Below are 13,271 nucleotides of genomic sequence, written 5' to 3'. Positions count from 1 at the left end.
CCACGAAAATGGATGACCAGTACCGAGCTGAACACGCGAGACTTCTCTCCCTCTCCGGTTTCTCCATTGCATAGCAAGCAGCCGCTAGTCAGGCCGTATAGCATCTGCTTGATCAAATTTGAGCAGGTGTTTACTATCGTATATGCGTTACCACAACGTAGCTACATTTTCTGAAGAGGTGATACCATGGCTGCCGTACTGAAAACCACCGACGTGCGTTGCCGCATCGAGGAGGACTTGAAGGAACACGCCACGGACATTCTCAAGGCCTGTGGCTTGAGCGTCAGCGACGCGATGCGCCTTTTCCTCCGTCAGGTCGTGGCAACTCAAGGCCTGCCCTTCGAGGTGCGGGTGCCTTCGGAGAAAACCGCCCGAGCTCTGGCCCAGGCGCGCGAGATCCGTAGTCGGTTCGATTCGATTGACGAGCTGTTTAAGGATCTAGATGGCCAAGAAGTCCCCAAAGCCGGCAAACGAAAAGCGGGCAGCGCTGCCCAAGCGCACCGACCGCACGCCTGAGTTCAAGAAATCCTGGGAGCGTTACAACCGCGCAGGCCGGCATGACATGCATGAGCTGCGCGAGGTGATGACGCTCCTCTGGATGGGCGAGCCTCTGCCGAAGGAATACCTGGATCACGAGCTGACCGGCGACTGGGCCGGCTACCGCGAATGCCATATCCGCGGAGACTTCCTTCTGATCTACCAGGTGACAAAAGAGGACGTCATTTTCGTCGAGCTGGGCAGCCATGCCGAGCTGTTCAAATAGGGAAGTCCAGAGGCACCACGATGCGTCGTGATGTAGCCCCGAAAATGCCTTCCATCGAACGCGCTAACCCAAGCCTAGCGCCAGTTTGAACCTACCCCAAAGGTTCAGAAGGTGGATGATTTTCACCTTGCCATTGTACTGGACGTGGATCGTGGCGACAGTGTCAGGCTGCTTGTTGTACGGGGCCTGTATGTGAAATGACTTGATGGCCTGGCTCTCGATGCGAACCTTCTCGTCAGGCTCCTTAAACTCGTGCCCTAGGCGCCACGCTTTGAACTCTTCGCCTGATACCGTACAAACCCACACCTTCTTAATAGAGATGGGTGAATCGTGGGTTGAAATGTCCACGGTATAGAAGTGGATAAGGGGTATCCCGTGCCCCCGCATATCTTGGCTTTGCATCTCTCTGAACGCCGCATTGGCCCCCTCCAGCGCTTCATAGGACACTTCGAATCGCTTAGGCGGCATGAGTCGCGTGTAGAGCCACTTAGCGGGTTTAAAGAGCCATTTCCATTTCCAGAAAGCGAGCACTAGCCCTGCTAACCACAGCAGCCAGCCTGGCGGGAGGCTTCCGAGACTTTCCATATCTATTCCATTGCAATTTCAGATGCGCCGATAGTACTTCGCGCCATCAGCGTCGTCGCCCTCCTGTTGCTCATGTGGTGGAATGGGTGGCGTGGAGGCCCCTGGGCATGACCGTCACGCGCTGCGCATAACGGAGCCATTGGTAAATAGACCCCCGCAGACAAGCCCACTTCGGTGGGCTTTTTGCTGCGTCCTGGCTGCCAGAACCTTACCTCTCGGCGTACCATCGATGGTACTGCTGGCTTTACGCAGTCCCTGTGCCTCTCTCGAAAAGGAACTCACCCATGTCCTACCAAGGCCCTGCCGATGTGACCATTAGCGCCGAATATTGCGGCCGCGACCCTGTACGGATCGAGAACCCAGCTATGCCTATTCGCCTGCAAGGCGCTGGCGGCGGTTTGTCGGTACTGCACTTTGACGGAAACCTGAATGGCCCCACCGACGCAACCCATGTGACCGTGGCTATGCCTAATGGTCTGGCGCTACGCGGTGAGATCAAGCAGGGCGAACAGAGCGAAGCAGGCGGTTGGCTGAGCTTCATCGCCGACTCTGCCGACTTGGGGCTGTAGTGCTTACCCAACCCCATAGAACAGAGGTACCTGATGGCCACGATGGACCTGGATACCCGCGCCGCCCTTGAACGCCTGCTCGTTGTCGCCCAGGGCGATACCGACCAAAGCCGCCACGTTGCCGACCTGCTGTTGGCATGGCTCAACACCTGCGAAAGCGGTGGGTTCGATCCCACCAGTTTTTGGGCCATCGATGACGCGCTGGTCGCCGACAGCCTGCGCCTGATCACCTGGGTCGCTCATAACCGGGCATACCCAGATGAATTGGGTTATGGCGACACGTTCGAGGCACTCTGGCGGCAGTGGCGCGCCCATACTCCGCTGCTATAAGCGCGGCTCAATCACGTGTAAAGCCATCGACCAGGACACCCTGCAAGCGCTGATCGAGACCGGCGCCGCCCGAGAGTTCCAGGTCACACGTGGGCCGGGCGGGGAAGGCTGGACGCTGGCCACCCGCCTCGGCGCCACCTGGCTGCCCGTGCGCTCGCGGCGTGAACCGGTGCGCCTCTGGGCTAGCCTGACCGCCGTGGAACGCTTCGCTTCCGGGATTGGGATTCGAGAGTTCAGCGTCGAGCTGTAAGCCGCAGGGACTGTCATCCTGGTTTTTCGCTTCCGCGAAAAAACACAGCGCAGCTCGACCTCGGGCTGGTGGCACGGAAAAAAGGTACTTCGCCTTTCCGCAGGTTGTAGCGCGGCCCGCTACAGGGCCCAGATAGAGCGCCATTTCGATCACCTCTTCATCATCCTCAACACACCACTTGGGTTTTTCCGGTGGCATGTTTTTTTGGAAAGGGCAGCTTCTGGCACGCGCAAACGCACCAGAACATGGCCAACGCACGGACGGCACCAACGCCATTCACCGTGATAAAGATCAGGAGAGAAACGATGAAGAAAGTACGGATTGAGCTGAAGTGGGAATGGAAACTGGAGGGGGCTTGGGGAGCCACCATCGTCATGGTGGCGCTGCTGCAACTCCCCCATCTGCCACTGTGGTTTGGATTGATCTAGCGACGACCGGCGAGTGCCATTGGGCACTCGCCGCTCTCAAGGCAGGTTGCTGTCAGGGCGTCACGGGTTGCCAGCCATCTTACGGGCGTAGTGACGATCACTGAGATCCTTTTTGGGGTCCGCCTTGGCCCAACGCACCGGCTTACTGCAGTCCATGCAGGTCAGTACCTTTTTATCTGCGCTGAGGGTGTAGAGGTGCGCGTCGGGGCCTGCGCCGATCTTCAAGCCGGCATCTGTTACCCCGAACCCTGGAGTCTCATACCCCAGGCGATCCATACTTTCGAACTTGAACGACCAGACCCTGATCTGTTTCTCACGCCAGATGCCCATGATGGTCAACGGATCATGCTTCGTGGTGCGTTGATAGACCCAATCGCCTTCATAAGGTGTCAGTTTCGCGGCCTCTGATTTTCTGCGTGCCTGCTCCAAGGCTTCCTTCTGTACCTTTTCCAGTGCAGCATTACGGGCCTCCTCATCCTTGCGGGCCTGCTCCTTCAAAAGCTGCTCCAGGTCATATGGCCCTTGGGGGTCATACTTCCAGTGCACGGTATCCTTGAGATTAAGTGCTTCGCAGTTCAAGCAATCGAGACTTCTCTCGTCCACGTTGCGTGTCATAACCCATCGTTCATCGCTGTTTACGTCATCAAGAAACAGCTTCTCGCCTTTAACTGACACCTTCATCCTGCCCAAGGGTTTGATCCGGGCTTCCCGCCCTTTTTCCACAAAGATATCCGCGTCATCCCCTCGGATTGTGAGAACAAAGGTCAGATCATTGGGCGCGTGTAACCGATAGGCGCCCGTGTAGTCCTCATCGCCGCAGCCTACGAGAAACGAGCCGGCAATAATGATTGCCGCAAACTTAAATAGCGTACGCATATGTCCTTCCATTGATTTCTATTGCCTTTCGGTAGGCTGTAATTTGCATCTGCAAATTGGCGTCATTTTGCCATCATTCATTAAGCTGACGTACACCCTTGCGGTTGAGCTGCTCAATGAAAAGCAAGGCGCAACATTCATCCAGCCATAGCAGCAACGGCATCCAGTACAGACGCAGAATGTTTCCGTCTCTACCGATGAGCACAGGTCGCGTCTCGGAGGCTGCCCACTGCATGCCAGGGAATAGGCAGCTGACAACCATCAATTCATCCAGGTCAGCCTGCATCATCGTCATGCCCCTCCCGTTGTTCCAGCCACTCCACCACGCCCAACAGGCCAGCCGCCAAAAAGATCAGTAGGCCGATAGCCCACAGCGGTAGCACTCGATAAGAGCCCAGCCAGAAACCCCCACCAAAACACATAAAACCCACCAGCAACCTTCCCATAACGAAAACCTCTGCTCATGACAGCTGGAACGCTACCCCGAGGGAGACGCGTGTCATCGAGCAGTCAGGAAAAATCGTCGGTTCCCGTACTGGGAATTGAGGGCGCCGAAGCGATACCTAGGGGAATGGCCGTGGCACCCGGAAGAAGCGCCACTACGCGGCGATGAATGACGGTTATTTCTCAGTGGTTTTTGTGGGCTTGTCAGTGGCCGGGGAGAGCAGGCTTAGGGGGCTGCAACGGTTTGACGGCGCATACTCAGCGCTGGGTCAGTGGGAATGCAGAATTCGACAGCGCTATTCCTCGGCGGCGCTAATGCCTGCTACAGGAAAACGTGGGGTTGCTGAGGGTTTTATGAGTTTTTCTGGGTAGGGGTTGGGCCGTGCCGGCGTGCCCCACTAATGTGGCGTCATCGCCGGCACCAGGACGGTCGGCGCCGTCCCTCTTGCCCGAAACTAGATAGTAGGTGTGGTAGGTGGCGTTGGCTTCTTGGGCGGATTAAGCGACGGCGCCCCCTTTGCGTTCGCTCCACCTAGCCTCCTGGTTCGAGAGCTTGCAGGAGTGAACTGCGTCATAACTATACGGGTTGCCGATGGAGCCCTGCTAGTACCTGCGACACCAGCAGAATTTCGAGAAGCGGTCTGCCCGCCTGACTCGCTACCTGGTCTACGCCGGCTCATATTGGCTGCGCCTCCCATTCGGCCCAGACGCCCTACCAGCATGGCCATCCCAACAGCCTTAGATACGAAGGCACCCGCCTCACTGGCTGTCGCAACTGCCCCCGACAAACTCCCGGCCAACCCGCTCAGTGAAACGCCTAGCATGCTGCCGGTGATCCACGTTGCGAAACCAAGGACGCCTGTAGCCAGTCCCGTCATCATCCCGCGCAACGCGTCGTAGTCAGCTCCTGCCCCCGTCCACCCGCTGGCAGCGCCGGCCTGACCAACCGCTACAGCCGCCATGACCATGGACGCCCCAAAATTCACAATCTGGGCCACCATCACCCCAACCACAGGCAGCAATAGAAGTGCCAGCCACTGAGCGATTATCTGCCCTCCCCGCAACGGAACTAGTAGCAGGAACAACGGCGCAAGTAACAGAACAATCCAGAAAACCCAAGCCGCCAAAATTACGTACCCAGGTAGAAGCGTCTGCAGATCGAGCCAGCCTTTGAAATTTTTGAACATTTGAGCGCTGGCCAGAATGCCCCCGGCTACCTCACTTCCCTCAGCCGAAAGGTCGGTTGTGTGCTGTAGCGACCGAGCCATAAACCGCTGCCAGGCAACCGCCGTACTAACCGCACCAACCTCTGCACTAACGCGCTGGCCACCCGCGATGACCTCACCCGACTCGCGCAGCGCTTGGTAGGCCTGCTCAGCTCCGAGCTGGGCCACCCGATAGGCCTCGACGCAGCTGGAGGGCTGAAAATGGATTTCCTCGAATTCGGCGGGGGCGACCACGACAGGTTTCTGGCTAGGTATCAGGCTGATCGGCAAGTACGTAGGCTGAGCCTCCGATTTGCCTGAGAATTTAGCGGCCCAAAAGTCCTGCGCCGGGAGCTTGTAGCGTCCTCCCATGAACGGTCCGACGTGTTCGAGCATACGCAGGCCTTCCTCACGCCTGGTCTGCATGGCTCGTTGATCCAACACCCGCTCCAATCCTTTGCGGGCTTCCCCGCCTCCCAGGAAATACGTGGCCCAGCCACCGGACACAAATGTCCAGGAAGAAGAGAGAGCCGTACGCGCCTGGGAAATCAGGTTAATTTCCTGATCTGGAATGCCCAATCCGCCCCCGCCGAGCAATCCAATGGAATGCAGGGCCTCGATCTTGGTGGCACGCTCTGGTCCAGTCAGATTGTTGGTGTGGGGAACACAGCTGGCGTTGTAGTCGCGTATGAGCTGAGCCAGATCACTGCCGGCAAACACGTCTGCCGATCGCCCAACGATATCGTCAATCGCAGCCTGAGCCGGCACGATTGTCCCTGCCGCCGAGTGCGTATTCAGCACCGGCTCAATAAGAGACTGGAAAATTCTGTGCGCCGACATGACAAATTTTAGCGTCAGCGCCTGAGCCTCCACCATCTGCACAGTGGCGCCGCTGGGGAGCTGGACCGCCGCAGGCTTCATGAGATACGGCAGCACCAACGCGAAAATCAGAAGCCCGCCAGCCAGGACACCAGCAATTCCCTCGCGAACCCGCAGGGCAATCAAAAAACACCACGCAAAACCCACCACAACTATTAGTGCCGTACTGAACTGGTGTAGCACCATAAACACCGGCTCGGTGGCAGCAATGATCGTTAATGCAGCGCTATCCCACAGCGCAAAAACCCAGTTGAATCCCGCGAAATTTTCTGCCGTCGCAGTGCTCATCACTGACCTGCCCGACGCCATAGGCGCGCACGCAGACCGAGGAGGAGGCGGGTCAGAATCATAGGCACCCACAGCCACAACATGATCACCCCCACACTGCCCAGGATATGGCCTAGTGGTAGGGCGAGGATCGAGCGCTCAGCCTCTGCTCGTGCGTATTGCTCCAGAACTCTAGCTGTGTAGCCGTCAATCATGGCTGCGGCGGCGATATGAATCATTCCAATAGCGAGCAACACCGCAGCGGTGCGGAATGTCCACAGTGACGCTCTAGGCAACCTCTGAAGCAGCCAGTCCAGTCCGGTGGAAATTTTGTCGATTTTCATAGCGGGTTCCCCCCAATTGGCTCACACCCACCGAGCCTAACGGCCACCATCCCCCCACCTCCACTGAACCACACGCACTTGCATCAACTCCCCATTTCGCCTGTTTGGAATTGAGGCATTGGTGAGCCGTGGCACCCACTCTCTTTTCTGAGCCGCAGGCCAGAAAAGAGAGTGGGTGCATGCAACTACACCGGGTTCGGTTGAACTGGGCTCGGGGCTTCTCGAAAAATGATCACAGCAGGTGAAGGAATTTTTCGCGCACGACTGATGAGCCCGGTAGGGCGAAACTCGCGAACGAGTCTCGTGCTAAGGGTTTGCTTGATTCTCTGGAGCAACCGCCCTCGATCTCACTGCGTCATCGCAGAAGTGAGAGGGTCAACGCGGGTTGAGGCTGTCATCAGCCTGGCCCGCAACTACAGACCAAGGGCGTCCGTCCAACGCCCATGGGTCGTTGGACGGATTGATTCCAATCAACGATGGAGGTGGTTCAAACGCTCGGCCTGGGATCTCGGATCGAGCGGGATGTAGTGATGATGATCCACACAGAGCGCCAAGCGCTTCCCGCCTAGGGTGTGGTCTGCCAGCGGGGGCAGACAGTGAGTATGGGTGCAAACCGCACTCGTCTCGCTGGCACATACCACGTAACGGCCAGGAGGATTGGAGTCCTGGAGCGCACGTTGCGAAACCGTAGTAGCCGCATCTAGGTGCGGGCTTGCGTTACTGGAGCCTCAACGCGCTCTTCATCGCTGCACGCTCTGAGCATTGCTCGCGGCCCGATGATGACGCGGCAGGGTTAGCCAGACCGCAAGGCCTTGCCGGCGATGCAAAACCAGCCCAGCAGGCTGGCCGGAGCCCAAATTGGGTTGTCCGCCCCTCCAGGGGTGTCCTGTGTGCCAGAGATGGTGCTCAAGGCAGCAAGTTCGCTTTCACGTATCTCCATACGCGCACTTCCCTCCATCAGAGACACCAGGAGCAGTTATGGCCGGCTGGAAATCCTCACTGGCATCTGTGCTCAAGGAGCACAACGGTATCAAGGCATCAGACGGGACAGTTGCCAGTCACGAGACGCAGCACAAGCGCTCGACAGTCCTCTACCAGGCGTTCACTGACCTGAGAGAAATGGGTTACAAGCTGGACAATGTCAGGCAGCTAAAAGGTCGCCATGTAGAAGCGCTGACCAAACACTGGCTGAGCAAGGGGCTTTCCTCCTCGACTCTGCAGAATCGCCTTTCCACCCTGAGGACATTTGCCTCCTGGATTGGCAAGGAGGGCATGGTTGAGAGCGCTGAGCGCTATTTCCCGAATCATGAGGCCGCCAGAACGTCGATTAACACCCAGGACAAGGGGTGGGAGGCAAATGGCGTGAGCGTTACGAAAAAGCTCGATGACCTACGCGCCCTGGATGAACGTGTCGCACTCCAGGTGGAGCTGCAGCTTCGGTTTGGTCTCCGGGTCAAAGAGTCGATCATGCTGCGCCCTCATCTGGCGGACAAGGGCGGCTATCTGGCCGTCAGCATCGGCACAAAAGGCGGCAGGGATCGTACGGTGCCTATTGATACACCAGAACGGCGAGAGCTGATTGACCGAGCTAAAACCTTTGCTGATCGCCGTACGGCCAGCACCGCCGATCCAGGCAAGTCGTTGAAACAGGCGCTTGGACACTACAGCCGAATTGTTGCCAAGGCAGGGCTGACCAAAGCTCAGCTTGGCGTGACTTCACATGGTCTGCGTCATGCGTTCGCCAACGAGCGCTATGCCCACTATTCGGGTAGTCGCTCCCCTGTTGAGGGAGGGAATCTCAGAGCCCAGAACTGGGAGCTGGATCGCTTTGCACGCCTAGCGGTTGTCGAAGAGCTGGGGCATTCCCGTGAGGACGTGTCAACGCACTACCTCGGGCGATGAGGATGGTGTCTCCTGGAAATTATTTTTTCAAACTTAGGATGCCGAGGTGTACCTATTTTGAATCCGAACATTGACCCCAGCTGGATCAGCAGTTGCTTGCTGTTCGTGATCGGCGCGCTCCTGATAGCGAATGCTCTACTGGTGCTACTGCTTATCGAAGGGAAAAAAGCGAGATTGCGGATTGAGGCCACACTGGAGGCCAGTGTGGCTCGACAAAAGGCCCTGCTTCGGGAGCACCGTGATGAAGCGGAGGTAGTCGAACAACAACATCTGGAGAAGCTGGCCGCGACAGAAAGAAACCATCACTACGAGATGGACAATCTCCGGGGAATTCTCTCCATTGCTGATCAAGATCGTGATGAGGCTCTGGGCGCTATGGCTAGGGCCCAAGAGCGCGGCAAGTCCATGCAGAACAGGATCGATCAGCTAAACGTACTGATGGAGTCCTGGGCGGCCGGCACCGATGAAACAGCTGCGGCGGTGAGATATGCCCTTCGGGCAGAGCGTACCACCGCCGTAAATTAGACCCGAGCAGCATGCGATTAAAGCCGCTAGGCGTTCGCAGCCAGACAGCTAGCGATTAAATATGATTAAAAACAGATTACTGGCTCTAGCAAAAATCCCTGCACAGCAGATTCCTTCTGGGCTGCAGGCCGATATCAATGCCTCATGTTTGGAGTGCAGGAACGGTATCTGCAGGGGTGCTGGAACGGTATCTGCAGGGGTGCTGGAACGGTATCGCCGGAGTGCTGGAACGGTAGTCGGGGGTGCTAGAACGGCATCACGGGGGTGCTGGAACGGTATCAGCGCTTACTGGTCAGGTGCCGCCGCTGAGATGGGCTAGGAGTGGTTTTGACTCGTACCAGGCTCCCCTCTATTGAATACCTAAAAGGCTGCCCTGCTGCGTCGCGTGCTTCTTCCACAGAGTCCAGTGCCCGGCGCAAGTCTTTTTTGAAGTCAGATAAGGAGGTAGCTCGGCTTCCACATAGCCGATGTAAAGTTTCGATCCTCAGATCGTATGGTCTTGCGTGCGACGCATAGAATCCATGCAGCCATTGCGCAAGCGGTCGTCCATGTAACTCTTGCCGCACAGCCCAATCCACATCAGTGAACTGGTCAGCAAGAAACAGGACGCGGAGATTGGGGTTCAATCGAATGACATAAGTCCGCGTCTCATGATCACGGTAGACCTCGTGAATCAGGCTGCCCTCATACGAATGCTCGCCTACCCGAACTTGTAAAGCGGTCGCACTCATCCTGCTGAGGTGCCGATCTAAGATCGCTCGGTTCTTTCCTGTATCGGTTTTGCCAAGTTCTTTTAACAGTCGGTAGGCAGTTACCCGACACTCTGATCCTAGTTCTTGCGTTCGAGCCAAGTGCAGTACAGTTTCCCAGACATCCAAGTCACCCTGGTCAAGTAGGGCTCCTGTATAAGTTATGCTGATTCCGCCAAGAGCGTTAATCTTTACTCGCTCAAAGTATGGGCGGTATCCCTTGCTGACTGCTCCAAACAGTGCTGAACGAAGAGCAACGTTCGGGGTGCGCCGAACTGAGTCTGGCCAGCTCGGCAGTAAGCTACGAAAATTCTCGACCTCAACCTCTTGCGATTTAGTGCGAGAGCGCTTTCGGTTTTCTTCTAATCTGTCAAAAATGCGACTAGGGAGTGGCATATTTGCAGACATCGTTAACGAGAAGATGTGCTTATTTTTTCTGCAACCCAGGCATGCACCTGCTCGGCAGGCCATGCCACAGAGTTCGCGCCGAGCGAAATACCCACAGGGAACTCGCCCGCCCGAATCATTCGATATATTTGAGATTTGCTCAGCCCCACCAGCGCACAGACACTGGGAAGGCGAAGCAGCAGGGGGGTGGCAGGTTGGCTAGCCATCTGGACGGCACTCCTTGGGACCGGATTGGATGGCTAGGGATTCAATAGCACCTCAAGCTAGGAGTCATGGTAATTACCTTTTTCTCTAGGAAATACCAAAAATAGTCACACCCTATGAAAATCTACCTGAGTCATTGAGAAGATGATCTTCCCATGTACTTTCTAATGGTCTGCACGCTTCTCGGTATTTTCACGCCGGCAGCGTCTGCCAGATTTTGAATTGACGGACTTGGGTCAGAGTTCTTACGCTGTGAGTGAAGTTGTGAGGCGCGAAGTTTAATTTTTTCCGCTCGCTCCCTGGCTTCTGGTTTGAGAGGCTTATCTGTATGAGCTTTGTCGACCTCTTTGATTAGCTCGATCAGTCCATTAATAATTAAACTGATGTAGTTAAGTTCGATGGTCTTAAATGATTCTTCGTCGTGGCCAGTTTCAGGTTGTGAAGTTGAGCTGCTATCTAATAGGAAATCAGACCTTTCAAATCCTACACTAAGCATCCGCTCGCTAAGGGATTGTTTTGATGCGTATATCGTGCTTGCTGGGATTTTTTTGAAGTCAGCATCGCTCGCACAGAAACACTCTACGAGACTGTTGTCGAGGCCGGGTAGAGGATTTCGAATTGAATCAAAGTATTTGCTAAGCCCTTCAAAGCTAAGGTTGTAAATTCTGGTTGACCTTAGTGGTAATCCCGTTTTCCCGACCCAAAATATATCGTTCGGCGACAGTTTGTTTTTCTGGATCTCACTGTACTCCATATGTAGCTCTCGAATGACTTCATGCAGATCATGCGCAGCTTCTTTAGAACTAACCTTGTAGTAGCGAGCGTATTCCGGCACCAAATCAGACAGGCGCATCACATCATCATTCATGCGTCTTTCTCCCCCGCTGCGATGGAATTTCCAGTGCTGCTGCATGGCAGAGCATCCAAGTGATCGGCATACCACTGAAGCATCTCTCGCCGCCCCTCCAGATATTGGGCATGGTTGTAGGTGCCGCGAATGCTGTTCTTGTCCACATGCGCCAACTGGGTTTCGACCCACTCGCTGGGATATCCCTGCTCGTGCAAAGTGGTGGACATCGTGTGGCGGAATCCATGACCTGTGGCACGCCCGTCGTAGCCAGAGCGCTTCAGCAGTTGGTTGATCGCGGCCTCGCTCATGGGCTTTGCCGGATCGATACGGCCAGGAAACGCGAGCGTGTAGCCACCAGTAATGCTTTCCAGCTCACGGATTGCCGCCACCGCCTGCTTGGAGAGTGGGATCAGGTGAGCGCGACGCATCTTCATGCGCGCAGCAGGGATCAGCCAGAGCGCCTTATCAAGGTCAAACTCCGACCAAGGAGCCCCCCTCAGCTCAGCCGTTCGCACCCCCGTCAGAATCAAAAGGCGAGTGGCGATCTTGACGATGTCGTTACCTGGGCAGGCCTGGATGGAGCGCAACAGCTCCGGAAGCTCTGTAATGGGTAAGAACGGATAGTGTTTTGAGGTGGGCGTCTGTAATGCGCCACCAACATCCGCTATGGGGTTGTATTCAGCACGGCCAGTAGCGATTGCATAGCGGTACACCTCTTGGCAACGCTGGCGAGTCTTGCGCAGGACCTCAAGCGCTCCCCGTGCCTCGATCCTGCGGAAGACGTGCAGCCACTGCATTGGCTTGATGGTGGCGAGGGGCAGGCTTCCCACTTGGGGGAAGATGTCCCGCTCGAAGGCTTCCAAAACGTCGCTGGAGTATCCCGCCGACCATCGAGGTGCTTTGTGTTGATGCCATTCCAGCGCTAGCGTCTTGAAGGTATTAGCTCGGGCTATTGCCGCCTGCGCTCTTTTGGTCTCACGTTCAAGCCCTGGATGTTTGCCTTGTGCTACGAGTTGGCGTGCCTCAGAGGCCAGCTGGCGGGCTTGTGCCAGTGTCACCTTGTCGAAGGTGCCTAGGGAAATGTGGGACTGCTTACCGTCCAGGCGGAAGCGGAATCGCCAGGATTTTCCTCCAGCGGCACGAATCCACAGAAATAATCCGCCTCCATCGGCAAGGCCGTAATCCTTGTCGCGTGGCGCGGCGTTCTTCACCTGCAGGACGGTCAGTGGCATCAATCGAGTACCCAAAGATTTTTGAACCAATCAAAGGTACTTGTGTGGGTACTCAAATGGCAAGCGCTTGGATGGCACTTGATGGCACCGCATGAAACAGAAAGCCCGCACTAGGCGGGCTTCCTGGGGCGTTCATGACACTGCTTGGCACTGCATGAAGCGTTTAGATGGTGCCGGCACCAGGAATCGAACCCGGGACCTACTGATTACAAGTCAGTTGCTCTACCTGCTGAGCTATACCGGCGAGGGGCGCCATTATAGCGATTGGCTGGGCCGAGTAAACCACCCTTGATGGGAGGGTGTGATGTCGGCCGATGCTTATGCACAAAAGGCATGAAGCTGGGACGATCGTGCAGCGAGCCTGTGACGCTGTTCGCAGAAGTGCAGCAAGTGGCTGTCTCACCAGCGTTTTGTCGACTTGGCCAGAAAGTGAGCGGCTCGGCTGGCGTGGCGGTTTGAAA

17 protein-coding genes and 1 tRNA gene are annotated in these 13,271 nt (G+C 56.3%); 8 read left to right on the top strand and 10 right to left on the bottom strand.

Going from position 1 to position 13,271, the window contains the following annotated elements; translation table 11 throughout:
* The first annotated feature begins 186 nt into the window (after nt 1-186).
* Together A7D27_RS13635 and A7D27_RS13630 are read left to right on the top strand one after the other, a co-directional pair.
* On the top strand, nt 187-516 hold the full coding sequence (locus tag A7D27_RS13635; protein ID WP_069565199.1) for a type II toxin-antitoxin system RelB/DinJ family antitoxin: 330 nt from the start codon (nt 187-189) through the stop codon (nt 514-516).
* Nucleotides 443-763, top strand: coding sequence for a type II toxin-antitoxin system YafQ family toxin (locus tag A7D27_RS13630; protein ID WP_069565198.1), 321 nt, complete (start codon nt 443-445; stop codon nt 761-763). Before A7D27_RS13635 ends, A7D27_RS13630 begins: the two co-directional genes overlap by 74 nt.
* 63 nt (nt 764-826) lie before the next feature.
* Here the strand turns inward: A7D27_RS13630 and A7D27_RS13625 are convergent, their stop codons facing one another.
* Entirely contained in the window at nt 827-1,348 is a 522-nt protein-coding gene (locus A7D27_RS13625) for a hypothetical protein (protein WP_069565197.1), read from the bottom strand.
* 284 nt (nt 1,349-1,632) lie between these two features.
* Between A7D27_RS13625 and A7D27_RS13620 the strand changes: the two genes are divergently transcribed.
* The 4 genes from A7D27_RS13620 (at nt 1,633) to A7D27_RS28745 (ending at nt 2,925) form a co-directional block, all read left to right on the top strand.
* A complete protein-coding gene (locus tag A7D27_RS13620; RefSeq protein ID WP_069565196.1) occupies nt 1,633-1,917 on the top strand; it encodes a hypothetical protein in 285 nt (94 codons plus the stop codon).
* 33 nt (nt 1,918-1,950) lie between these two features.
* Nucleotides 1,951-2,247: a hypothetical protein gene (locus A7D27_RS13615; RefSeq protein ID WP_069565195.1), complete on the top strand. Its 297-nt coding sequence runs from the start codon at nt 1,951-1,953 to the stop codon at nt 2,245-2,247.
* 40 nt (nt 2,248-2,287) lie between these two features.
* Entirely contained in the window at nt 2,288-2,497 is a 210-nt protein-coding gene (locus A7D27_RS28750) for a hypothetical protein (RefSeq protein WP_083265633.1), read from the top strand.
* Nucleotides 2,498-2,802: 305 nt separating this feature from the next.
* Nucleotides 2,803-2,925, top strand: a complete 123-nt coding sequence (locus A7D27_RS28745; protein ID WP_256557167.1) for a hypothetical protein — start codon at nt 2,803-2,805, stop codon at nt 2,923-2,925.
* A 60-nt stretch (nt 2,926-2,985) separates the two neighbouring features.
* On the opposite strand, the gene A7D27_RS13610 is transcribed toward A7D27_RS28745, so the two are convergent.
* The 4 genes from A7D27_RS13610 to A7D27_RS13595 all read right to left on the bottom strand — a co-directional run bounded on the left by A7D27_RS13610 (nt 2,986) and on the right by A7D27_RS13595 (nt 6,940).
* Nucleotides 2,986-3,801: a hypothetical protein gene (locus tag A7D27_RS13610; protein WP_069565194.1), complete on the bottom strand. Its 816-nt coding sequence runs from the start codon at nt 3,799-3,801 to the stop codon at nt 2,986-2,988.
* Nucleotides 3,802-3,874: 73 nt separating this feature from the next.
* Entirely contained in the window at nt 3,875-4,096 is a 222-nt protein-coding gene (locus A7D27_RS13605) for a hypothetical protein (protein WP_069565193.1), read from the bottom strand.
* A 604-nt stretch (nt 4,097-4,700) separates the two neighbouring features.
* Nucleotides 4,701-6,617: a hypothetical protein gene (locus A7D27_RS13600; protein ID WP_069565192.1), complete on the bottom strand. Its 1,917-nt coding sequence runs from the start codon at nt 6,615-6,617 to the stop codon at nt 4,701-4,703.
* The gene (locus A7D27_RS13595) at nt 6,617-6,940 is read right to left on the bottom strand and encodes a hypothetical protein (RefSeq protein WP_069565191.1); all 324 of its coding nucleotides are present in this window, start codon (nt 6,938-6,940) and stop codon (nt 6,617-6,619) included. Before A7D27_RS13595 ends, A7D27_RS13600 begins: the two co-directional genes overlap by 1 nt.
* A 978-nt stretch (nt 6,941-7,918) precedes the next feature.
* On the opposite strand from A7D27_RS13595, the gene A7D27_RS13590 reads away from it, so the two are divergent.
* On the top strand, nt 7,919-8,842 hold the full coding sequence (locus A7D27_RS13590; RefSeq protein WP_069565190.1) for a phage integrase N-terminal domain-containing protein: 924 nt from the start codon (nt 7,919-7,921) through the stop codon (nt 8,840-8,842).
* A 96-nt stretch (nt 8,843-8,938) separates the two neighbouring features.
* Nucleotides 8,939-9,367 carry a hypothetical protein gene (locus A7D27_RS13585; RefSeq protein WP_069565189.1) on the top strand — a complete coding sequence of 143 codons (429 nt, stop codon included), beginning with the start codon at nt 8,939-8,941 and terminating at the stop codon, nt 9,365-9,367.
* Nucleotides 9,368-9,645: 278 nt separating this feature from the next.
* On the opposite strand, the gene trfA is transcribed toward A7D27_RS13585, so the two are convergent.
* The 5 genes from trfA to A7D27_RS13575 all read right to left on the bottom strand — a co-directional run bounded on the left by trfA (nt 9,646) and on the right by A7D27_RS13575 (nt 13,054).
* The gene (gene trfA, locus A7D27_RS27205) at nt 9,646-10,512 is read right to left on the bottom strand and encodes a plasmid replication initiator TrfA (RefSeq protein WP_240923016.1); all 867 of its coding nucleotides are present in this window, start codon (nt 10,510-10,512) and stop codon (nt 9,646-9,648) included.
* A gap of 14 nt (nt 10,513-10,526) precedes the next feature.
* Nucleotides 10,527-10,730, bottom strand: coding sequence for an AlpA family transcriptional regulator (locus tag A7D27_RS27200; protein WP_083265630.1), 204 nt, complete (start codon nt 10,728-10,730; stop codon nt 10,527-10,529).
* A gap of 131 nt (nt 10,731-10,861) precedes the next feature.
* The gene (locus tag A7D27_RS27865; RefSeq protein WP_139134094.1) at nt 10,862-11,596 is read right to left on the bottom strand and encodes a hypothetical protein; all 735 of its coding nucleotides are present in this window, start codon (nt 11,594-11,596) and stop codon (nt 10,862-10,864) included.
* On the bottom strand, nt 11,593-12,810 hold the full coding sequence (locus A7D27_RS13580) for a tyrosine-type recombinase/integrase (RefSeq protein ID WP_069565188.1): 1,218 nt from the start codon (nt 12,808-12,810) through the stop codon (nt 11,593-11,595). The genes A7D27_RS27865 and A7D27_RS13580 overlap by 4 nt, the downstream gene beginning before the upstream one ends.
* Before the next feature lie 168 nt (nt 12,811-12,978).
* Nucleotides 12,979-13,054: transfer RNA gene (locus A7D27_RS13575), tRNA-Thr, on the bottom strand.
* Nucleotides 13,055-13,271: the final 217 nt, after the last annotated feature.

Source organism: Pseudomonas sp. 1D4 (assembly GCF_001728925.1).
Lineage (GTDB): Bacteria > Pseudomonadota > Gammaproteobacteria > Pseudomonadales > Pseudomonadaceae > Metapseudomonas > Metapseudomonas otitidis.
The sequence above is the reverse complement of the archived record's forward strand: the minus strand, read 5'-3'. Positions and strand labels throughout refer to the sequence as shown.